Origin of the sequence: Enterobacter sp. C6, from assembly GCF_008122455.1 — a bacterium.
GTDB lineage: Bacteria > Pseudomonadota > Gammaproteobacteria > Enterobacterales > Enterobacteriaceae > Enterobacter > Enterobacter pseudoroggenkampii.
The window spans coordinates 1-20,275 of record NZ_QPFW01000199.1; the positions used below are offsets into that span (position 1 = coordinate 1).

Here is a 20,275-nt window from a genome sequence, read left to right on the forward strand (position 1 = left end):
CACCAGCGCGCCCGCCGTACCTGCGAGGAACGGGAACGGCTCCATCGCGCCGCTGGTGGCGAGCGGGAACAGCATCCCCGCGCCGAAGAAGAACAGCGCTGCCGGGATGAGCAGCGTCCAGACCGACATCACGTCAAACAGCCCCGGGATCCACATCATCAGACCCGCCAGCAGACAGCTGATCACCGACTGCCACATCAGGGTGGAGAAGCGTTTGTTTGGTCGCCCGGCAAACCACGCGCCGAAGAACGCCGCCGGGATCGGCAGAATAAACAGAATGCTCACCACCATGCTGCTCAGGCCCAGCCCCGCGCCCAGCAGCACGCCGGAACAGGCTTCGAACACCGCAATGCCCGCCAGGCCGCCGATCAGCATCAGCAGATAGCAGGTAAACGCGCCGTTGCCGAACAGCGTTTTATAGCTGGTGATAAGCTTCGTGCGCGGCGCATCCAGCGGGCGCGTTTCCGGCATCCAGCGCGCCATGCTGAAGGTGACAATCACGCAGAGCACCAGCAGGAAGGCGTAGCAGGCGCGCCAGGACCACATCGTGTCCAGCAGGCCGCCGATCAGCGGGGCCAGCAGCGGGCTGACCAGAATACCCATGTTTAACAGGCTGTTGGCATGGCGCAGCTGGGTACCCTGATACATATCGCGCGGTAAGGTACGCGCCATCACCCCGCCGACGCCGGTCCCGACGCCCTGCAGGGCGCTGGCGGCAATCAATACGGTCAGGCTGTGGGTGGTAATGGCAATTACCGTCGCCACCATGAAAATGCTCATGCCCACCAGGATCACCGGGCGACGCCCGACGCGGTCGGACAGCGGGCCGTAGAAGAGCTGCGAAACGCCATAGGTCAGCAGATAGGCTGCCATTACGCTCTGTACCGCGCCCTCGCGGACGTTTAATTCCTTTGCCATGTCGGCAATCGCCGGAATGTAGATGGTTTGCGCCATCTGACCGACGGCCACCAGTAACACCAGCATCAACAATAAGTTAACGTTCCGTTGCTTTTTCATGTCGCTGAATACTTTTGCCAAAAGAGAAAAATGAAGAATAAGTGACTGCGCATTCCCATAAATGCGCGAGGAATCTACCACAGAGAGATGACAATTTAAGCATTGTCTTGGTGAATGAAAAAACCGGCAAAGGCAGGATTTGTAAACAAGAACGGCAACTAATGTTGCCAGTGCTTTACGCCAGGCGCAGCAGAATGGCGCCGCCGGCAATGCCCAGCGCCGCCGCGATGCGCAGGCCCGCAACCTTCTCTTTTAAAAGCAAAAAAGCGATCAGCGCGCCAAAGAGTATGGAGGTTTCCCGCAGAGCCGCGACCACCGCCAGCGGTGCCTGCGTCATTGCCCACAGCGCCAGACCATATGAGCCCATCGTGCCAACGCCGCCGAGCAACCCCTTTTTCCAGTGCAGACGCAGGTAGCCGGACGCCTCGCGCCGACGCGCCACCATCGCCCAGCTCAGCAGGCAGAAGCCGTTCATAAAGAAGGTCCATAGCGTATAGCCCAGCGCGGTGTCCGACAGCCGTACGCCGGTGCCGTCCACCAGCGTATATCCGGCAATAAAACAGGCGTTCAGCAGCGCCAGCCAGATCCCTTTCCGCGACTGCGTGCGCCCGTTCATCGCCATCGCCAGAATCGACAGGCAAATTACCCCGATCCCGGACCAGGCGAGCCACGAAAGGCTATCGCCGAGCGCCAGCACGCTGATCAGCGCCACCAGCAGCGGGGCGGTGCCGCGCATCAGCGGGTAGGTCTGGCTCATGTCGGAGACCTGATAGGTTTTCGCTACCAGCACGGTGTACACCACCTGTAAGGCGCAGGAAACAATCAAAAACGGCCAGCTTGCGGCAGAGGGCTGTGGAGAAAACGGCAGTAAGACCAGAGCGATAACCGTGGCAGAGCCGCTGACGCTTATTGCGGAATAGAGCTTGTCCGTTCCGGCTTTAACGATGGCGTTCCAGCTGGCATGCAGCAGTGCGGCGAACAGCAAAATGCAGAAAACGGTGATGGTCATGGCGTATCGGGTGGTGAATTGTCACTCAACTGTAACATTCACATCCTGAAGCTGCCAGGCGATTACACCGCACAAAAAAGGCGGTGCGTCACCCGCGGTTCGTCCGAGACCAGCGTAAAACCTGCCCGGCGATAAAACCCATAGGCAGCGTCCGGCGCATGGGTATTGAGGAAATCAAACCAGATGCTGGCATCGGCCATTACCACGGTTAAAAGCTGTTTGCCAATGCCCAGCCCGCGGCACTTCTCGCTGACGTAGAGATGGCGAATACGTCCGGCGCGCGGCTGCTGGCTGAACGGATCGCGGTTGAGGCCGCACACGCCGACCAGCCTGCCGTTGAGAAACGCACCCAGCAGCTTTTCACCCGGTGCGTTAAAGCGGTTCTCACCCCGCTGCCAGCTCTCTTCCAGCCTGCGCAGCATGTTGAAATTCAATGCGATACTTTCCGCCTTCAGGGCGATATACCCCGGCTCATCCGGTGTGACAGGCTCAATCAACAGACGCGACATAGCATTCCCTCGTTATTAAAGAGGGGCGGTTGCCCGCCCCTCTCAGGTGCGACTTGAACCTGAATTACCGAAGGAATTTCAGGACAGCATCAAGCAGTTGCAGTACAGCAACAATGAGTTTGAGGATAAGTATCACCATATCCACTACGCTCATACGCGTCTCCTTTTGGTTAAAAGGAGCACGATGCTGGCGTACCTTTCCGCCGCCTGTTGCCAGCACCTGGATTGACGTAACACAGTGTGCTCACTTCAGGGGTTAAGGCACTGACGGCACCACCCGTTTCAGCCAGGACTTCGTTGCGCCGGTAGAACTGCGGCCCCCTCGCTCACTGCGAACACCCTCAGTATAGATAAATACTGTATGTATGAACAGTATTTTTTGGACAAAAATCGAAAGGCGATCCATACTCAAAAACGTCAAAATCCGTGCCGGAATTGCGCGTTCGTCTTCGATCGCGTATACTTTTTGCGTTGACGTAACACAGTGTGTTCTGCGGCGACCAACCGCAAAACCCTGATAAAAACCTCGCTCCGGCGGGGTTTTTTGTTTTCAGATGTTAGATGACGCAACGATGTTTGTTGACACATTGGCAATGCATGGTATTGTTGCCATAATGGCAACGGACGCGGCAGGCATGCAGTATGCATTTAATCTCTATGAAGGCAATTTATGATGCGGTAACTCAGTTTCCGCAGCACAAGGAAGAGCTCCTGTTTTTAGGCCGCACCATCGAAAAGAGCCATTGCCCGACACCTGCTGCGCTGAAAAAACTGTTTCCGACGCTGGATAACTTTAAGTATCTGGATAAGCATTATGTTATTGATATTGCAAACAACAATCTCAGAGTAGTGGCTCTCATCTTCTTTGAAAGCCAAAAGTTTTATGTGCGCCATGTTTTTACTCATAAGGAATATGACCGTTTTACGGAGAAACATCGCACTAAGGGGAAGAAATGATGATCGTCGCTGATGCAATGAAAGCTACGCATGCCCTTGTTGCGGCTGTTCCTTTACTGGGTGAACAGCCGAGCGAGAAAGATTATAAAGATGCGCTTGAGCTGGTTGAGTATCTGCTCATGAACGAGCCCGATAGCCCCTTGCTGGATATTGTGTGCGCCAGGATTAGCCGTTACGAAGCCAACCGGCCAGAGATAGTCGCATTACGCAAGGAGATGGAGTCCGTTCCCGTCGGTGTTGCGGTTTTAAGAACCTTAATGGATCAGTACAACCTGACGATATCGGATTTTCAGGATGAAATTGGCAGTAAATCGATGGTTTCACGGGTTCTGAATGGTCAGAGACAGCTTACGCTGAACCATATTAAAAAGCTGGCGGCCAGATTTGGGGTATCACCTGCGCTGTTTATTGAGTGAGTCAAAGTCGACTTTTTGAGTGTCACCACCCAACAAACGAAACTTGATCCCTGACGCATTTTTGCGCAGATGAAAATTTTTCCATTGTCACGCTCGAAAACCTGTGTTTGTATAAATTCAATCAATGAATCCAAACACAGGTCCCCAATGACTTCATCCATCTTCACTTCGACCCTACTAAAAACTGCGCAACCAGCCGCAGTGGTCGTCGTGCGTGTGGTGGTGGTCGTCGGCAATGCGCCGTAGGGACTGGATCAACACACGAATCCAAAACCCCGCCGGCGCAAACCGGGCGGGGTTTTTCGTTTAAGAGCCTCCCCGGAAAGTCGGCCCAGAAGAAAAGGACTGGAGCATGGCAAGTTCGGGCACAACATCCAACAAGACGCGTTTTACCGGCGCGCAGCTGATCGTTCATCTGCTGGAGCGACAGGGCATCACCACGGTTGCGGGCATCCCCGGCGGCACGGTGCTGCCGCTGTACGATGCGTTAAGCCAAAGCACGCAGATCCGCCACGTCCTGGCACGCCACGAGCAGGGGGCAGGCTTTATCGCTCAGGGCATGGCGCGTACCCAGGGTAAACCGGCGGTCTGTATGGCCTGCAGCGGGCCGGGCGCAACCAACCTGGTGACCGCCATCGCCGACGCGCGCCTCGACTCCATTCCGCTGATCTGCATTACCGGCCAGGTGCCGTCCTCGATGATCGGTACCGATGCGTTCCAGGAAGTGGATACCTACGGCATCTCTATCCCCATCACCAAACATAACTATTTAGTTCGCGATATCAGCGAACTTCCTCAGGTTATCAGCGATGCGTTCCGCATTGCGCAGTCCGGCCGCCCGGGCCCGGTGTGGATAGACATTCCTAAGGATGTCCAGACCGCAGAGATCGAGATCGACGTGCTGCCGGAGCCGGGCGACCGTGCCCCCGCGCCAGCATTCAGCGCTGAGAGCGTGCGCGATGCTGCCGCCATGATCAACGCCGCTAAACGTCCGGTGCTCTATCTGGGCGGCGGGGCGATTAACGCTGCGGATGAAATCCGTGAGTTTGCGGAAAAAGCCAACCTGCCGACCACCATGACCCTGATGGCGCTCGGCATGCTGCCAAAAGCGCACCCGCTGTCCCTGGGTATGCTGGGCATGCACGGCGCGCGCAGCACCAACTACATCCTGCAAGAGGCGGATTTGCTGATTGTTATGGGCGCGCGTTTTGATGACCGGGCGATTGGCAAAACCGAGCAGTTCTGCCCGAACGCGAAAATCATTCACGTGGATATCGACCGCGCCGAGCTGGGTAAAATCAAGCAGCCGCACGTGGCGATTCAGGGCGATGTTGCCGAAGTGCTGGCGGAGCTGATCCCGCAGACGGACGCAACCGACCGCGCCGACTGGCGTCAGCTGGTGACCGATCTGCAGCGCGAGTTCCCGGGCGCCATCCCAACCGAAGGCGACCCGCTGAGCCACTATGGTCTTATCAACGCCGTTGCCGCCTGCGTGGACGACAGCGCGATTATCACCACCGACGTCGGCCAGCATCAGATGTGGACCGCTCAGGCCTACCCGCTGAACCGTCCGCGCCAGTGGCTGACCTCCGGCGGTCTGGGCACTATGGGCTTTGGTCTGCCTGCAGCAGTTGGTGCAGCGCTCGCCAACCCGGACCGCAAGGTCATCTGCTTCTCCGGCGACGGCAGCCTGATGATGAACATTCAGGAGATGGCGACCGCGGCCGAAAACCAGTTAGACGTGAAAATCATCCTGATGAACAACGAGGCGCTGGGTCTGGTGCATCAGCAGCAGAGCCTGTTCTACAAGCAGGGCGTGTTTGCGGCGACCTACCCGGGAATGATTAACTTTATGCAGATTGCCGCCGGTTTTGGCCTGCACACCTGCGATCTGAACGCTGAAGAGGATGCCCACGCGGCGCTGCAGGCGGCGATTTCTCGCCCTGGCCCGGCGCTGATCCACGTGCGTATCGACCCTGAACAAAAAGTGTATCCGATGGTGCCGCCGGGTGCGGCAAATACTGAGATGGTGGGAGAATAAGCCATGCAGAAACAACATGATAACGTCATTCTGGAACTCACCGTCCGCAACCACCCTGGCGTCATGACCCACGTCTGCGGGCTGTTTGCCCGCCGGGCGTTTAACGTGGAAGGCATTCTCTGTCTGCCGATTCAGGGCAGCGAGCACAGTCGCATCTGGCTACTGGTCAACGATGACCAGCGTCTGGAGCAGATGATGGCGCAGATCGACAAGCTGGAAGATGTCACCAACGTGGCGCGTAACCAGTCCGATCCCACCATGTTTAACAAAATTGCGGTGTTTTTCGAATAGATCGCTTAAGGTAAGCGTCTTTCGCTCTTGTAGGCCGGATAAGCGCAGCGCCATCCGGCGTTTTCAGACCGCAGGAAGACACATGACCACCATCGCCCTTATCGACGACCACCTTATCGTCCGCTCTGGCTTTGCCCAGCTTCTCAACCTCGAACCAGATTTCCAGGTCGTGGCCGAGTTTGGCTCCGGTCGCGATGCGCTGGCGGGCCTGCCGGGGCGCGGGGTGCAGGTCTGTATCTGCGACATCTCGATGCCGGATCTCTCCGGGCTGGAGCTGCTAAGCCAGCTGCCGAAAGGAATGTCGACGATTATGCTGTCTGTCCACGACAGCCCGGCGCTGGTCGAGCAGGCGCTCAACGCGGGGGCGCGCGGGTTTCTCTCCAAACGCTGTAGCCCGGACGAACTGATCGCCGCCGTGCGCACCGTCTCCACCGGCGGCTGCTATTTAACGCCGGATATCGCCATCAAGCTGGCGGCCGGACGTCAGGATCCGCTCACCAGACGCGAGCGCCAGGTTGCGGAAAAACTCGCGCAGGGAATGTCGGTAAAAGAGATTGCCGCCGAGCTGGAACTGTCCCCGAAAACCGTACACGTTCACCGCGCCAACCTGATGGAAAAACTTAACGTCAGCAACGACGTCGAGCTGGCGCGCCGCATGTTCGACAGCTGGCAATGAGTCCCGTCTTTTCGCGGCTGATCGCCGTCGTTGCCAGCTTTTTTATCTTCTCCGCCGCATGGTTCTGCTTATGGAGCATCAGCCTGCACCTGGTGGAACGCCCCGAGCTGGCGGTGCTGCTGTTCCCCTTCGGCCTGCGACTGGGGCTCATGCTCCAGTGCCCGCGCGGCTACTGGCCCGTTTTGCTGGGCGCAGAGTGGCTGCTGCTGGTCTGGCTGGCGCAGGAAGTCGCTCTGGTGCACCTGCCATTATTGATGACCGGAAGCCTGCTCACGCTGCTCCCTGTTGCCCTCATTTCCCGCTACCGTCACCAGCGCGACTGGCGTACGCTGCTGCGACAGGGGGCGGCGCTGATTGCCGCCGCGCTACTGCAGTCCCTGCCGTGGGCGGGTGATAAGGAGATGCTCAACGCGCTGCTGCTGACCCTCACCGGCGGCCTGACCCTCGCGCCGACCTGCCTCGTTATCTGGCATTACCTCACCAGTACCGTCTGGCAGCCGCTCGGCCCGGCGCTGGTTTCCCAACCGGTGAACTGGCGCGCCCGGCACCTCATCTGGTATCTGCTGCTGTTCGTGGTGAGCCTGTGGCTTCAGTTGGGTTTACCTGCCGAGCTTTCACGCTTTACCCCATTTTGCCTTGCGCTGCCGATTATCGCCCTGGCCTGGCACTACGGCTGGCAGGGGGCGCTGATCGCCACCCTAATGAACGCCATCGCGCTGATCGCCAGCCAGACCTGGCACGACCATCCGGTGGACCTGCTGCTTTCCCTGCTGGCCCAGAGCCTGACCGGGCTGCTGCTCGGCGCGGGCATTCAGCGCCTGCGCGAGCTGAACCAGTCCCTGCAAATCGAGCTGGCGCGCAACCGGCGTCTGGCTGAACGCCTGCTGGAGACCGAAGAGAGCGTGCGGCAGGAGGTCGCCCGCGAGCTGCACGATGATATCGGCCAGACGATCACCGCCATCCGCACCCAGGCGGGCATTGTCCAGCGTCTGGCGGCGGAAAACGCGGGCGTGAAGCAGGGCGGAGCGCATATCGAGCAGCTTTCGCTGGGCGTGTATGACTCGGTGCGACGTCTCCTCGGCAGGCTGCGTCCGCGTCAGCTCGACGACCTGTCGCTGGAGCAGGCGGTGCGTTCCCTGATGCGCGAGATGGAGCTGGAAAGCCGCGGCATTGTCAGCCATCTCGACTGGCGAATTAACGAATCTGTCCTGAGCGAAGGCCAGCGCGTGACGCTGTTCCGCGTCTGTCAGGAGGGGCTGAACAATATCGTCAAACACGCCAGTGCCAGCGCGGTCACGATACAGGGCTGGGAGCAGGACGAACGTCTGATGCTGGTAATTGAAGACGACGGCTGCGGCCTGCCGCCGGGCTCCGGCCAGCAGGGCTTTGGCCTGGCGGGCATGCGCGAGCGCGTGAAGGCGCTCGGCGGCACGCTGAACCTCTCCTGCACCCACGGGACGCGCGTCAGCGTCAGCCTGCCGCTAAGGAGCCACCATGTTTAAGACCCCCGCGAACGCCGCACCGATAGGTGACAAAGCGGAAATCGACGCCCGCTACCGCTACTGGCGTCGCCATATTCTGATCGCTATCTGGCTCGGCTACGCGCTCTTCTACTTTACCCGCAAAAGCTTCAACGCCGCCGCGCCGGAGATCCTCGCCAGCGGCGTGATGACGCGCACCGATATCGGCCTGCTGGCGACGCTGTTTTACATCACCTACGGCCTGTCGAAGTTCTTCTCCGGCATCGTCAGCGACCGCTCTAACGCGCGCTATTTTATGGGCGTTGGGCTGATCGCCACCGGCGTGGTCAACATTCTGTTTGGCTTCTCGACGTCGCTGTGGGCCTTCGCCCTGCTGTGGGCGCTGAACGCCTTCTTCCAGGGCTGGGGCGCGCCGGTCTGCGCCCGCCTGCTCACCGCCTGGTATTCGCGCAACGAGCGCGGCGGCTGGTGGGCAATCTGGAACACCGCGCATAATGTCGGCGGGGCGCTGATCCCGATGGTGGTCGGTGCCGCAGCGCTGCACTACGGCTGGCGCGCGGGGATGATGATTGCCGGCGGGCTTGCCATTCTCGCCGGGCTATTCCTCTGCTGGCGCCTGCGCGACAGGCCGCAAACCGTTGGCTTGCCCGCGGTGGGCGACTGGCGGCACGACGAGATGGAAATGGCGCAACAGCAGGAGGGGGCGGGGCTGACGCGCAAAGAGATCCTCACCAAATATGTGCTGAAAAACCCGTATATCTGGCTGCTGTCGCTCTGCTACGTATTGGTGTACGTGGTGCGTGCGGCCATCAACGACTGGGGCAATCTGTACATGTCCGAGACGCTCGGCGTGGACCTGGTGACCGCCAACTCGGCGGTGACGATGTTCGAACTGGGCGGGTTTATCGGCGCGCTGGTGGCGGGCTGGGGCTCGGACAAGCTGTTCAACGGCAACCGCGGCCCGATGAACCTGATATTCGCCGCCGGGATTTTGCTCTCCGTTGGCTCGCTGTGGCTGATGCCGTTTGCCAGCTACGTGATGCAGGCGGCGTGCTTCTTCACCACCGGCTTCTTCGTGTTCGGCCCGCAGATGCTGATCGGCATGGCGGCGGCAGAGTGCTCGCACAAAGAGGCGGCAGGCGCGGCGACGGGCTTTGTCGGGCTGTTTGCTTACCTTGGCGCATCGCTCTCCGGCTGGCCGCTGGCGCGGGTGATCGACATCTGGCACTGGAGCGGATTCTTCGCGGTGATCGCCATCGCGGCGGGGATCTCCGCCCTGCTGCTGCTGCCGTTTTTGAACGCGCAGGCGCCGCGCGAAGCGTGACGCGCCTCACCTTTTGCTGCCGAGTGGCGCAAAACTAAGAAATTTTCCCGGTTTCACCTGGACGCTGTCTCAGGCATCTCTCCCGGCTGGTTTTTACAATGCTGCAAAAATCAGCTCAGGAGTAACTCAGTCATGCTGGCCTTCTTAAATCAGGTGCGCAAGCCGACCCTGGATCTGCCGCTCGACGTGCGGCGCAAAATGTGGTTCAAACCGTTCATGCAGTCTTATCTGGTGGTCTTCATCGGCTACCTGACCATGTACCTGATCCGCAAAAACTTTAACATCGCGCAGAACGACATGATCTCCACCTACGGGCTGAGCATGACGCAGCTGGGGATGATTGGCCTGGGCTTCTCCATCACCTACGGCGTGGGTAAAACCGTCGTGTCCTACTACGCGGATGGCAAAAACACCAAGCAGTTCCTGCCGTTTATGCTGATCCTCTCCGCCATCTGTATGCTCGGCTTCAGCGCCAGCATGGGCGCAGGGTCCGTTAGCCTGTTCCTGATGATCGCCTTCTACGCCCTGAGCGGTTTCTTCCAGAGTACCGGCGGGTCGTGCAGCTACTCCACCATCACCAAATGGACCCCGCGCCGCAAGCGTGGTTCGTACCTCGGCATGTGGAACATCTCCCACAACCTCGGCGGTGCCGGTGCGGCTGGCGTAGCGCTGTTTGGCGCGAACTACCTGTTCGACGGCCACGTGATCGGCATGTTTATCTTCCCGTCGATTATCGCCCTGATTGTCGGCTTTATCGGCCTGCGCTACGGTAGTGACTCCCCGGAATCGTACGGCCTCGGCAAAGCCGAAGAGCTGTTCGGCGAGGAGATCAGCGAAGAGGACAAAGAGACCGAAGAAAACGAGATGTCCAAATGGCAGATCTTTGTTGAGTACGTGCTGAAAAACAAAGTGATCTGGCTGCTGTGCTTCTCGAACATCTTCCTCTACGTCGTGCGTATCGGCATCGACCAGTGGTCCACCGTGTACGCCTTCCAGGAGCTGAAGCTCTCTAAAGAGGTGGCGATTCAGGGCTTCACCCTGTTCGAAGTGGGCGCGCTGGTTGGTACCCTGCTGTGGGGCTGGCTCTCCGACCTCGCCAACGGCCGTCGCGCGCTGGTGGCCTGCGTCGCGCTGGCACTGATTATCGCCACCCTCGGCGTCTACCAGCACGCCAGCAACCAGTACGTTTACCTCGCATCCCTGTTCGCGCTCGGCTTCCTGGTGTTTGGTCCGCAGCTGCTGATCGGCGTGGCGGCAGTGGGCTTCGTCCCGAAAAAAGCGATCGGCGCCGCCGATGGGATTAAGGGCACCTTCGCCTACCTGATCGGCGACAGCTTCGCCAAGCTGGGTCTGGGGATGATTGCTGACGGCACGCCGATTTTCGGCCTCACCGGCTGGGCGGGCACCTTCGCGGCGCTTGATGCAGCAGCGATTGGCTGTATCGTCCTGATGGCGATGGTCGCGGTGCTGGAAGAACGTAAAATTCGCCGTGAGAATCGTGCGCAGAAATTAAAAACAGCCTGAGTGTGCAGGTAACTTCTTTGCCCGGTGTGTGATGCCGGGCTTTTTTATTAGCTGAGTTAAGACCTAGCCCAGAACAAAAATATCCCCTGTTGCCGGGGTAACCGCGTCCGGCAACCACAAATTGCCCCATTTACCCGTACAATGGCAGCCCATTATTTTGTCGGGTTGTAGGCCGTGCAGAAACTGCCTGAGTGCCCAGAGCTTACGCGGTGACGCACAGCGAAGATGGAAACCACCGAAAATTGCATGAATATGGTTGATGCCGGTTATTCTCTGACAGTGATGCACAATATCGATCAGACCTCGGTGCCCACAGCCGATAAAAATGACCAGGCCACGGTCAGATTTATAAATTAGAACCCCTTCATCTTTCACATAATCCACATTCGCATTTTTACCACCGATAACACCGTATGCGTGCGGTTTGGCGACAGGGATCTCCCCTGACCATATAAAGCGCTTCCCAATCTGGAGCGGGGTGCTGCTGTACTCCATGCGATAGTGTGAATAATCATTTTTCAGCGACAACTTTTTTAATCTGGCGGTATACCCTGAAAACTGTATTGCCGAGTAGCGCTCGCAGGCCACGTGGGGATGGCAGACGATCCGGCAATTATCCGGTAACCACGGAACGCCGCCGCAATGGTCATAGTGCCCGTGAGAAAGTACAGCTGCGGTCAGACGGGTCAAATCGACTCCCATCAGAGCTGCGTTATGTATGAAGCTATCATCCGGACCGGTATCAAACAGAATGGAATCATTTTCATCCTGTATAAACAGGCTGAGTCCTGCTTTAGCTCGCAGTAAATTTTTAGCGCCGGGATTAGGTCTGTTCTCCAGCAGGACACTGATTGTTATGGACATGTTCGCTCTTTCCCTGAAGTGAAGATTCGTTACCGCCAGGCATTGACCATACACCGTGTATATATAATCGTCCCCATAAAAACTAAAACGTCTTTCCTGCCCTTTTTCCAGCGCTTTTCCATTCACTATTATGCTTCTACCCGCTGTCGACGCCGTGCGTTTCCCGCTATGATGAGCGGCTAGTCTAAGGAGAACGCATGGTCTGGATAATGCTGGCAACGCTTGCCGTGGTGTTTGTGGTGGGATTTCGCGTCCTGACCTCAGATTCCCGCCGCGCCATCAAACGTTTAAGCGAACGTCTGGGCATCACCCCGATGCCGGTCGAGTCGATGATCGATCAGTTTGGTAAAACGTCGGGCAATGAGTTTATCCGCTACCTTGAGCGCCCGGACGAAGCGCATCTGCAAAACGCGGCTCAGGTGCTGCTGATCTGGCAGGTCTGCATTGTCGACGGTAGTGAAGAGAACCTGCACACGTGGCACCGCCTGCTGCGTAAAGCCCGCCTGGCTGCGCCTATCACCGATGCACAAATTCGTCTCGCGCTTGGCTTTATGCGCGAGATGGAACCCGATCCGCAGGAGCTGAACGCCTTCCAGCTGCGCTATAACCAGCTCTTCCTGCCGGAAGAGGGCGTGTTTTATCTGCACTGATCCCCTGTAAAAACGACAAAAGTTGTCTAAACGTTAAATTCGTCACACTTTTGATGATAAACTGCGCGACTTTTCCGTACGTTTTTATCTTCAGGTGACGCCATGACAGAACATATCCAGCCCACGACCAGACCGCAGACCAACGAGGTTTCACGCCCCAACTGGTCGGCCGTCTTCGCCGTGGCGTTCTGCGTCGCCTGCCTGATTACCGTTGAGTTTCTGCCGGTCAGCCTCCTGACGCCGATGGCGCAGGATCTGGGCATTTCCGAGGGCGTGGCGGGTCAGTCCGTTACCGTCACCGCCTTCGTGGCGATGTTCGCCAGCCTGTTTATCACCCAGGTGATTGGCACCATCGACCGCCGTAAAGTGGTCATCCTGTTCAGCGTGCTACTGACGCTCTCATGCCTGCTGGTCTCCTTCGCGGAAAGCTTCACCCTGCTGCTGCTCGGGCGCGCCTGTCTGGGGCTGGGGCTCGGCGGCTTCTGGGCGATGTCCGCCTCGCTGACCATGCGCCTGGTGCCTGCGCGCACCGTGCCAAAAGCGCTTTCCGTTATCTTCGGTGCGGTTTCTATCGCGCTGGTGATTGCCGCGCCGCTGGGCAGTTTCCTGGGCGGGATTATCGGCTGGCGTAACGTCTTCAACGCGGCGGCAGTGATGGGCCTGCTCTGCATTATCTGGGTGTGGAAGGCGCTGCCGTCCCTGCCGGGCGAAGCGGCGCATCATAAGCAGAACATGTTCAGCCTGCTGAAGCGCCCCGGCGTGCTGGCAGGGATGACCGCGATCTTTATGTCCTTTGCCGGGCAGTTTGCCTTCTTCACCTATATACGCCCGGTGTATATGACCATGGCGGGCTTTGACGTCGACGGCCTGACGCTGGTGCTCCTGAGCTTCGGTATCGCCAGCTTTGTTGGCACGTCGCTGTCGTCACAGTTCCTGAAGCGCTCCCTGAAGGTGGCGCTGGCGGGTGCGCCGCTGGTGCTGGCAGTGAGCGCCACGGTGCTGGTGCTGTGGGGCAGCGATAAGTGGGTCGCGTCGGCGATTGCGATTATCTGGGGCTTTGCCTTCGCGCTGGTGCCGGTGGGCTGGTCGACGTGGATCACCCGCTCGCTTGCCGATCAGGCGGAAAAAGCCGGGTCGATTCAGGTGGCGGTGATCCAGCTGGCAAACACCTGCGGTGCGGCCATTGGCGGCGTGGCGCTCGACCATCTGGGGCTGACGTCACCGCTGGTGATTTCCGGTACGCTGATGCTGCTGACGGCGCTGCTGGTGGCAGGGAAGGTTAAAGCGAAGTAGTGTTTTTCTCCCTCTCCCGTGGGAGAGGGTTGGGGTGAGGGCATCAGGCTACGCCGATGCCTTAACCCTTCTACGCGAATCCATCGAAATCAGCACCACCGACGACACAATCAGCAGCGTTCCCAGCCAGTCCGGCAGGGTGAACGCCACGCCCAGCAAAATCACCGACAGCAACGCGCTGCTCAGCGGTTCGGCACAGCTCAGAATGCTCGCCTTCGGCCCGCCAATCATCTGCGCGCCTTTCAGATACAGGCTGAACGTCAGCGCCGTGCCGATCACAACCAGATAGAAAAACGCCAGCAGCAGGCTGCCGTCAATCACGAAGGTCGTCCCGCGCCCGGCGTAGAACGGCGTCAACATTAACCCGGCAATCAACATGCTCCAGCCGACAATCGGCAGCGTACCGTAGCGGGCGATAAGCGTTGACGGGTACGTCGTATAAAACGCGGCGGCAAACGCCGAGGCGATACCGAAGAACAGTGCGGCAGGCGAGATGGAGAGCGAGGTTGGGTCGCCGTGGGTCACCAACAGGAAGGTGCCAACTAGCGACGTCATGATGGCCGACAGCACAAACACGCCGGGACGCTTTTTCCGCGCCAGGGCAAACCACGCCACAATGATGGTCGGTGACAGAAACTGCAGCACGGTAGCGGTCGCTGCGTTGGATTTTTCAATCGTCAGCAGGAAGGTGAGCTGCACGGTGAGCGCGCCGACAAGTGAGAATATCAGCAGGCTGAGGGCGTCTTTGCGATGTTTGATGACCGAGAAAATCTTGTCGCCGTGAACGAAGGAGAGCGTCAGCAGGATCACGCCGGTAAACAGCAGGCGAACCATGGTCAGGTAAGGCGAAGAAATGTGGCTTTTCTCCATGATGTACTGCGCGCAAACGCCGGAACTGCCCCATAAAACGGCGGCGATCAGAACGTTCAGCATCCCTTTACGTGTGGAACCCATTTTCTCCCCTGTTATGTTGGTTTTTTTGTAGCATAACATGGGATCTTGCCGGGTGGCGCTACGCTTACCCGGCCTACAAAACCTTGTAGGCCCGTGCAAGCGCAGCGCCGCCGGGCGAAACAAACGGCGCTCTACTAGAACCACGCCTCCCACATCGCGCCGACGTTGAAGTCGTCGAGCGTCTCGTCTTTGGTGTTATTCACGCGCGCGGTGCGTGCGTTATCCACCTTGCCGCCGGTCACGTAGAAGCGCAGCATCGGACGGAACTCTGGCCCCATGGCGATAGACATGTTCTGCGACAGGGTCAGCTTCCAGCCCTTATTATCGCCGCCGTTGTCGTAATCCACGTGCTGCCAGCCCGCTTCCAGCCAGGTGGAGTGAACGTCGTTCCACCAGTGCATCGGACGCACGATGGCGTTGTAGTTCTTACGGTTGTCGGTCTTATCACGGCTGTTGTCGTAGTCGTGGAAGGCGAGGATGTACTCCACCTGCGTGGCCTGGGTGAATTTGTACAGCCCTTCGAAGCTGGCGTAGACCGTGGTCAGGTCTTCGGTTTTATTGAACACGCTGTTGTCCGAGTTATCGGAGTAGCGGGCAATCACCTTGTTCACGCCGCTGTCGTTGGTGTGGCTCAGCACCACGCCGCCCTGCCAGGCGTTCAGACGCTCATCGCTCTCCACCGCTTTTGAATCAAAGCCGTAGTTGGCGTACAGCTCCAGATCCAGCGGACCGAGCTTCATACCGTGGATTTTAGAGGTGGCCGCGTAGTTACCTTTGTCGCCCGTGCCGGACCCGCCGGTACAGGTGATGCGTGACGGGTTCGCTTCGTCTTCCATCACTTCCGGGCTACAGGATTCCACTGCCGCCACGGCAGCGACGTCAAACTGCACGCCGCCGATATCGAAGTTCTTCACCCCGGCGCCCTGTCCGTCGTGGTTCATCCAGAAGTAATCGTTGATGCCCTGCTGCGGACGCTGGTGGAAGTCGCGACCGGCCCAGAAATAGGCATTCGGGTTGGAGGCCATAATATTGGTCACCCCCGCGTAGGCCTTTTTCAGGTTAACTTCGTCGCCCCAGTGGTCGATCATCACGTTGATGTCCCAGATGGCGCCGTTTTCGCCCTTGAAGGCTTTAGAGAGCTGGAACTCGCCGCCGTTGCCTTCGTTACCCAGACGACCAATTGCGGACGCGCCGTTGTAGGAGCCATCGACCGCCACATATTTCTGATCGGCGGCCTGGAAGTGCGCGCCATAGCGGGCGTAGCCGGTAAATTTAATCCCGAACGGAATCGCCATGTCCGGGGATTGCGCCGCGCTCTGCGGCTCGGTCACCACGTCCGCTTTTTTCGCGACGGCGGCATCCATTTTGGCCTGACGTTCGGCCAGGGCTTTATCCACCGCTTTCGCCACAATGGCGTCGATTTGCTCCTGCGTGAATTCCTGGGCGAGCACGGAAATTGGGCAAAGCGCGGCGATAACCGCCATGGTTAATGGAAGTTTTTTAATCGTATTCATGGTTATCTCAATATAGTTTAATTTTATTCAGACAATAACCATCCCGCTCCGATCTGACAGAATATGTCGCTATCATCAGAACAAGTGGATTTCTAGTTTTAGGTACAGAGGTATTACAGTAATTTATTTCGCCATAGACTATCTCTGATATAAATGAATAATTTCTTCGGATAATTCACGCGCTAATAAGGAGTTCATTAAATGATCCTGCGCGTGCACCATAATTAAGGTCATCGGCTGGCGGGCTTCGCCCGCGTCCTGCTCAATCAGTTTGGTCTGCATCTTGTGCGCCTGACGCGCGTAGCCGTCGGCTTCGCGCAGCAGGCTTTTGGCTTCGTCAATGTTGCCCTGGCGCGCCGCGTGCAGCGCTTCAAAGCACAGGCTGCGGGACTGCCCGGCGTTGACGATAATTTCCATTACGGCTTCTTCTAGTGCGATCATCATCATTACTCTTTATCAAAGCTATTATTTAAGGCGGTGGCGGCAAACCACTCCCCGCTTTTCTTAATGGTGCGCTGCTGCGTCTCCAAATCGAGCTGGATAAATCCGTAGCGATTTTTATAGGCATTACACCACGACCAGTTATCAATAAATGTCCACATATGGTAGCCAAGACAATTACACTCTTCGCTTATGCCTTTATGCAGCCACGTTAAATGCTCAGATATAAAATCAATGCGGTATTGATCGTTAATCTGGCCATTTTCAATAAAACGTTGCTCGTTTTCGACGCCCATGCCGTTTTCAGAAATAAAGCAGCGGGGGTTGCCGTAATTGTCGCGCAGGTTAATCAGAATATCGTAAATACCCGGCGCGTAGATTTCCCAGCCGCGGTAGGGGTTCATCTTGCGGCCCGGCATCTCGTAGCTATCAAAGAACCATTCCGGCATAAACGGCGACTGCGGGTTCACCGCGCTGTCGCGACACTTCACGCGACGCGGCTGATAGTAGTTAATGCCGAGCAGGTCGATTTTCCCTTCCGCAATCAGGAAACCGTCTTCCGGCTTGCAGGCGGGCAGCTGGTCGTAAGATTTCAGCAGCGCCACCAGATCGGCCGGGTATTCGCCGCGCAGGACCGGGTCGAGGAAGCTGCGGTTAAACATCAGATCTGCAACGTGCGCCGCCTTCACGTCTGCCGGGTTCTGCGAACGCGGATACGACGGCGTCAGGTTCAACACGATGCCGATCTCCCCCGCGTAGTGCCCGGCGCGGTAGGCCTGAACCGCCTTCGCATGGGCCAGCACCGTGTGATAAGCCACGGTGGCCGCCCGGCGGAAATCCACTACGTTGGGGTAGTGGAAGTCGTACAGATAACCGCCTTCCACCGGCACGATCGGCTCGTTGAAGGTAAACCAGTGCAGCACGCGGTCGCCGAACAGCTCGAAGCAAATCTGCGCATAGCGGGCGTACGCGTCCACTACGTCACGGTTTTCCCAGCCGCCAATTTCCTGCATCGCCATCGGCATGTCGAAATGGAACAGGGTGATAAAGGGCGTGATGCCCTGTTCATTCAGCTCATCAATGACCTGATTATAAAAATCGACCGCGTCCGGGTTCACTTCACCGATACCGTCGGGGATCAGGCGCGCCCAGCTAATCGAGGTACGAAAGCTGTTGTGGTTCAGCTGTTTTAACAGCTGAATGTCCGTTTTCCAGTGCTGATAAAACGTGGAGGTGTGCTGCGGCCCCACGCCGTTGTGAAAACGGTTCGGCTCGCGGGCAAACCAGTAGTCCCACGTGGTTTCACCCTCTCGTGTCCCTTCCGTCTGGAGAGCGGAGCTTGCGCTGCCCCACCAGAAGTTATCGGGAAATGCGTATTTCATGACCCTTCCTCTTTGACTTAATTACTTGTGGCTTCAGCGGCACCCACGGCTGCAGCCTGGGCTTTCTGCTCTTCGTTTTTAATCAGCGTACGCTCATAGGCGCGCAGGAACGGCAGGTACATCAGCGCCGACATCACCATGCAGACGAGGCACATCACCACCGGGCTCAGCGCCCAGTTCGCCGCCCACGAGGCGCCAATCGGCGCGGGCGTAGTCCACGGGGTTAACGAGACCACCTGTGCCAGCCAGCCGAGCTTCGTGGCGCCGTACGCCAGGCAGGCGTTGACCAGCGGAACGAACACGAACGGGATAAACAGCATCGGGTTCATGATGATCGGCGCGCCGAACAGAATCGGCTCGTTGATGTTAAAGAAGCTTGGCACCACGCCCATTTTGCCGATGGTGCGCAGGTGGGTAACGCGGCTGCGCAGCAGCAGGAAGGCCAGCGGCAGGGTGGAACCGACGCCGCCAATCAGCAGGTAGTGATCCCAGAAACCTTGCAGATAAACGTGCGGCAGCGCCGCGCCTGCGGCCAGTGCCGCCTGGTTTGCCGAGAGGTTCGCCATCCAGAACGGGTTCATGATGCCGGTAACAATCAGCGAGCCGTGGATACCCGCGAACCAGAAGATCTGGCACAGCAGCACGGAGAGCAGAATGGCAGGCAGGGAGTCAGACGCGGACACCAGCGGCTCCAGCAGGTGCATGATCGCCTGCGGGATAATCATCCCGGTCTGCGCTTCAATGAACAGGTTCAGCGGGTGCAGCGTGCCGATCACCACCATCACCGGGATCAGGATCTCAAACGAACGCGCCACGCCGGTGGGCACTTCCTTTGGCAGGCGGATGGTGACGTTGTTCTGCTTCAGCCAGGCGTACACGCGGGTTGAGTAAATGGCGGCGATCAGCGCGGTGAAGATGCCCTGGCCGGAGAGGTACTGGGTTGAGATTTTGCCGTCGGCATACGGCGCGGCGACCAGCAGGAAGGCCATAAAGGCCAGCAGGCCGGACATCACCGGGTCGAGGTTAAACTGACGCCCCAGGCTCGCCCCAATCCCTACCGAGATGAAGAAGGTCATCACGCCCATGCTGAGGTTAAACGGCAGCATCAGCTGTTCGCGGTAGGTTTGGGAAAAATCCAGCCAGCCGCGGGCGAAGCTGTTAGTGGTATCCGCCGAGAACGGCGGGAAGATGAACACCAGCATAAACGAGCCGATGATCATAAACGGCAGCGCGGCGGTAAAGCCGTCGCGGATGGCAATCACGTACTTTTGCTGACCGAGCTTCGCGGCCAGCGGGGTAATTGACTGCTCAATCACCGCAACCATGGATTGATATAACGAACTCATGTGAACACCTTTTAGTGTGCCGCTTCGATGAGCGACAGAGCAAAGTCCAGTACTTTATCGCCACGCTGCATGCCGTAGTCCATCATGTCGATGGGCTGCACCGGAATGCCATGCGTCGCCGCCTTGTCTGAGAGTGTCTGTAACATGTATTTCACTTGCGGTCCGAGAAGTACCACCTGGTATTGCGGAAACTGCGTATCAAATTCGGAAACACCGTACGCATCAATCTTCACCGACAAACCACGTTCTTTCGCGACATCGACCATTTTGCTGACCAACAGGCTGGTGGACATCCCGGCAGAGCAGCACAGCATAATCTTGAACATCGACAACCATCCTCTAAATGTAAAAAGTTATTGCGAGGATGATTGGACATGATACGGAAACCGGTTTCCATTCATAAAAGACAGAACTGTGACAACCATCAAGATCCAATACTTATGAGGCTAATTAACCGGATGCAGGTCACATAATTTGGCTGTTTTGACATCATTTGGAGTGGAAACGGAAAATCGGTTTCCATGGAAAACGGAAACGGATATACTCCGCTCTGGCTATAATGTGAGCCGAAGCGGTCATGGAATTT

At 57.9% G+C, this 20,275-nt stretch carries 22 protein-coding genes; 11 read left to right on the top strand and 11 right to left on the bottom strand.

What is annotated here, in order from left to right:
- From emrD to tisB, 4 genes are all read right to left on the bottom strand, one after another.
- Nucleotides 1-1,017, bottom strand: a 1,017-nt coding sequence (gene emrD / locus DOU50_RS08565) for a multidrug efflux MFS transporter EmrD (RefSeq protein ID WP_148769205.1), incomplete at its 3' end; no start/stop codon positions are given.
- 175 nt (nt 1,018-1,192) lie between these two features.
- Nucleotides 1,193-2,026, bottom strand: a complete 834-nt coding sequence (locus DOU50_RS08570) for an EamA family transporter (protein WP_032648548.1) — start codon at nt 2,024-2,026, stop codon at nt 1,193-1,195.
- A gap of 62 nt (nt 2,027-2,088) precedes the next feature.
- Nucleotides 2,089-2,535 carry a GNAT family N-acetyltransferase gene (locus DOU50_RS08575; protein WP_090420307.1) on the bottom strand — a complete coding sequence of 149 codons (447 nt, stop codon included), beginning with the start codon at nt 2,533-2,535 and terminating at the stop codon, nt 2,089-2,091.
- A gap of 64 nt (nt 2,536-2,599) precedes the next feature.
- Entirely contained in the window at nt 2,600-2,689 is a 90-nt protein-coding gene (tisB, locus tag DOU50_RS08580; protein ID WP_023309830.1) for a type I toxin-antitoxin system toxin TisB, read from the bottom strand.
- A 488-nt stretch (nt 2,690-3,177) separates the two neighbouring features.
- Between tisB and DOU50_RS08585 the strand changes: the two genes are divergently transcribed.
- The 9 genes from DOU50_RS08585 to uhpT all read left to right on the top strand — a co-directional run bounded on the left by DOU50_RS08585 (nt 3,178) and on the right by uhpT (nt 11,245).
- On the top strand, nt 3,178-3,492 hold the full coding sequence (locus DOU50_RS08585) for a type II toxin-antitoxin system HigB family toxin (RefSeq protein WP_024907375.1): 315 nt from the start codon (nt 3,178-3,180) through the stop codon (nt 3,490-3,492).
- Nucleotides 3,489-3,908 carry a helix-turn-helix domain-containing protein gene (locus DOU50_RS08590; RefSeq protein ID WP_148769206.1) on the top strand — a complete coding sequence of 140 codons (420 nt, stop codon included), beginning with the start codon at nt 3,489-3,491 and terminating at the stop codon, nt 3,906-3,908. The genes DOU50_RS08585 and DOU50_RS08590 overlap by 4 nt, the downstream gene beginning before the upstream one ends.
- A 147-nt stretch (nt 3,909-4,055) precedes the next feature.
- Nucleotides 4,056-4,154: an ilvB operon leader peptide IvbL gene (gene ivbL / locus DOU50_RS08595; RefSeq protein ID WP_057979964.1), complete on the top strand. Its 99-nt coding sequence runs from the start codon at nt 4,056-4,058 to the stop codon at nt 4,152-4,154.
- Nucleotides 4,155-4,260: 106 nt separating this feature from the next.
- A complete protein-coding gene (gene ilvB / locus DOU50_RS08600) occupies nt 4,261-5,949 on the top strand; it encodes an acetolactate synthase large subunit (RefSeq protein ID WP_048992747.1) in 1,689 nt (562 codons plus the stop codon).
- A gap of 3 nt (nt 5,950-5,952) precedes the next feature.
- Nucleotides 5,953-6,240 (top strand): acetolactate synthase small subunit, encoded by a 288-nt coding sequence (gene ilvN / locus DOU50_RS08605; RefSeq protein WP_008500144.1) that lies wholly within the window; start codon nt 5,953-5,955, stop codon nt 6,238-6,240.
- A gap of 82 nt (nt 6,241-6,322) precedes the next feature.
- Nucleotides 6,323-6,916, top strand: a complete 594-nt coding sequence (uhpA, locus tag DOU50_RS08610; RefSeq protein WP_148769207.1) for a transcriptional regulator UhpA — start codon at nt 6,323-6,325, stop codon at nt 6,914-6,916.
- Nucleotides 6,913-8,418, top strand: a complete 1,506-nt coding sequence (uhpB, locus tag DOU50_RS08615) for a signal transduction histidine-protein kinase/phosphatase UhpB (protein ID WP_148769208.1) — start codon at nt 6,913-6,915, stop codon at nt 8,416-8,418. Before uhpA ends, uhpB begins: the two co-directional genes overlap by 4 nt.
- Nucleotides 8,411-9,721: an MFS transporter gene (locus DOU50_RS08620; protein WP_024907370.1), complete on the top strand. Its 1,311-nt coding sequence runs from the start codon at nt 8,411-8,413 to the stop codon at nt 9,719-9,721. The genes uhpB and DOU50_RS08620 overlap by 8 nt, the downstream gene beginning before the upstream one ends.
- Nucleotides 9,722-9,853: 132 nt before the next feature.
- Nucleotides 9,854-11,245, top strand: coding sequence for a hexose-6-phosphate:phosphate antiporter (gene uhpT, locus DOU50_RS08625; protein ID WP_023309834.1), 1,392 nt, complete (start codon nt 9,854-9,856; stop codon nt 11,243-11,245).
- A gap of 63 nt (nt 11,246-11,308) precedes the next feature.
- Here the strand turns inward: uhpT and DOU50_RS08630 are convergent, their stop codons facing one another.
- Complete coding sequence (locus tag DOU50_RS08630) at nt 11,309-12,109, bottom strand: MBL fold metallo-hydrolase (RefSeq protein ID WP_048992753.1); 801 nt, start codon at nt 12,107-12,109, stop codon at nt 11,309-11,311.
- 197 nt (nt 12,110-12,306) lie between these two features.
- Here DOU50_RS08630 and DOU50_RS08635 point away from each other — a divergent pair, with 197 nt between their 5' ends.
- Together DOU50_RS08635 and nepI are read left to right on the top strand one after the other, a co-directional pair.
- Nucleotides 12,307-12,759, top strand: coding sequence for a DUF1198 domain-containing protein (locus tag DOU50_RS08635; protein WP_024907368.1), 453 nt, complete (start codon nt 12,307-12,309; stop codon nt 12,757-12,759).
- A gap of 102 nt (nt 12,760-12,861) precedes the next feature.
- Nucleotides 12,862-14,052, top strand: a complete 1,191-nt coding sequence (gene nepI, locus DOU50_RS08640) for a purine ribonucleoside efflux pump NepI (RefSeq protein ID WP_048992754.1) — start codon at nt 12,862-12,864, stop codon at nt 14,050-14,052.
- Nucleotides 14,053-14,100: 48 nt separating this feature from the next.
- On the opposite strand, the gene DOU50_RS08645 is transcribed toward nepI, so the two are convergent.
- The 6 genes from DOU50_RS08645 to DOU50_RS08670 form a co-directional block, all read right to left on the bottom strand.
- On the bottom strand, nt 14,101-15,006 hold the full coding sequence (locus DOU50_RS08645) for a DMT family transporter (RefSeq protein WP_023333969.1): 906 nt from the start codon (nt 15,004-15,006) through the stop codon (nt 14,101-14,103).
- 134 nt (nt 15,007-15,140) lie between these two features.
- Nucleotides 15,141-16,520 (bottom strand): carbohydrate porin, encoded by a 1,380-nt coding sequence (locus DOU50_RS08650; protein ID WP_023326394.1) that lies wholly within the window; start codon nt 16,518-16,520, stop codon nt 15,141-15,143.
- Nucleotides 16,521-16,658: 138 nt separating this feature from the next.
- The gene (locus DOU50_RS08655; RefSeq protein ID WP_008500136.1) at nt 16,659-16,961 is read right to left on the bottom strand and encodes a PTS lactose/cellobiose transporter subunit IIA; all 303 of its coding nucleotides are present in this window, start codon (nt 16,959-16,961) and stop codon (nt 16,659-16,661) included.
- A 5-nt stretch (nt 16,962-16,966) separates the two neighbouring features.
- The gene (locus DOU50_RS08660; RefSeq protein WP_032654357.1) at nt 16,967-18,343 is read right to left on the bottom strand and encodes a glycoside hydrolase family 1 protein; all 1,377 of its coding nucleotides are present in this window, start codon (nt 18,341-18,343) and stop codon (nt 16,967-16,969) included.
- Nucleotides 18,344-18,360: 17 nt separating this feature from the next.
- The gene (locus DOU50_RS08665) at nt 18,361-19,689 is read right to left on the bottom strand and encodes a PTS sugar transporter subunit IIC (protein ID WP_031275290.1); all 1,329 of its coding nucleotides are present in this window, start codon (nt 19,687-19,689) and stop codon (nt 18,361-18,363) included.
- A gap of 11 nt (nt 19,690-19,700) precedes the next feature.
- Nucleotides 19,701-20,015 (bottom strand): PTS sugar transporter subunit IIB, encoded by a 315-nt coding sequence (locus DOU50_RS08670; protein WP_021242703.1) that lies wholly within the window; start codon nt 20,013-20,015, stop codon nt 19,701-19,703.
- Between the last annotated feature and the right edge of the window lie 260 nt (nt 20,016-20,275).

Coding starts and splice junctions, on each gene's coding strand:
- DOU50_RS08570 (WP_032648548.1), bottom strand. CDS start 2,026: ATGACCATCACCGTTTTCTGCATTTTGCTGTTCGCCGCACTGCTGCAT.
- DOU50_RS08575 (WP_090420307.1), bottom strand. CDS start 2,535: ATGTCGCGTCTGTTGATTGAGCCTGTCACACCGGATGAGCCGGGGTAT.
- tisB (WP_023309830.1), bottom strand. CDS start 2,689: ATGAGCGTAGTGGATATGGTGATACTTATCCTCAAACTCATTGTTGCT.
- DOU50_RS08585 (WP_024907375.1), top strand. CDS start 3,178: ATGCATTTAATCTCTATGAAGGCAATTTATGATGCGGTAACTCAGTTT.
- DOU50_RS08590 (WP_148769206.1), top strand. CDS start 3,489: ATGATGATCGTCGCTGATGCAATGAAAGCTACGCATGCCCTTGTTGCG.
- ivbL (WP_057979964.1), top strand. CDS start 4,056: ATGACTTCATCCATCTTCACTTCGACCCTACTAAAAACTGCGCAACCA.
- ilvB (WP_048992747.1), top strand. CDS start 4,261: ATGGCAAGTTCGGGCACAACATCCAACAAGACGCGTTTTACCGGCGCG.
- ilvN (WP_008500144.1), top strand. CDS start 5,953: ATGCAGAAACAACATGATAACGTCATTCTGGAACTCACCGTCCGCAAC.
- uhpA (WP_148769207.1), top strand. CDS start 6,323: ATGACCACCATCGCCCTTATCGACGACCACCTTATCGTCCGCTCTGGC.
- uhpB (WP_148769208.1), top strand. CDS start 6,913: ATGAGTCCCGTCTTTTCGCGGCTGATCGCCGTCGTTGCCAGCTTTTTT.
- DOU50_RS08620 (WP_024907370.1), top strand. CDS start 8,411: ATGTTTAAGACCCCCGCGAACGCCGCACCGATAGGTGACAAAGCGGAA.
- uhpT (WP_023309834.1), top strand. CDS start 9,854: ATGCTGGCCTTCTTAAATCAGGTGCGCAAGCCGACCCTGGATCTGCCG.
- DOU50_RS08630 (WP_048992753.1), bottom strand. CDS start 12,109: ATGTCCATAACAATCAGTGTCCTGCTGGAGAACAGACCTAATCCCGGC.
- DOU50_RS08635 (WP_024907368.1), top strand. CDS start 12,307: ATGGTCTGGATAATGCTGGCAACGCTTGCCGTGGTGTTTGTGGTGGGA.
- nepI (WP_048992754.1), top strand. CDS start 12,862: ATGACAGAACATATCCAGCCCACGACCAGACCGCAGACCAACGAGGTT.
- DOU50_RS08645 (WP_023333969.1), bottom strand. CDS start 15,006: ATGGGTTCCACACGTAAAGGGATGCTGAACGTTCTGATCGCCGCCGTT.
- DOU50_RS08650 (WP_023326394.1), bottom strand. CDS start 16,520: ATGAATACGATTAAAAAACTTCCATTAACCATGGCGGTTATCGCCGCG.
- DOU50_RS08655 (WP_008500136.1), bottom strand. CDS start 16,961: ATGATCGCACTAGAAGAAGCCGTAATGGAAATTATCGTCAACGCCGGG.
- DOU50_RS08660 (WP_032654357.1), bottom strand. CDS start 18,343: ATGAAATACGCATTTCCCGATAACTTCTGGTGGGGCAGCGCAAGCTCC.
- DOU50_RS08665 (WP_031275290.1), bottom strand. CDS start 19,689: ATGAGTTCGTTATATCAATCCATGGTTGCGGTGATTGAGCAGTCAATT.
- DOU50_RS08670 (WP_021242703.1), bottom strand. CDS start 20,015: ATGTTCAAGATTATGCTGTGCTGCTCTGCCGGGATGTCCACCAGCCTG.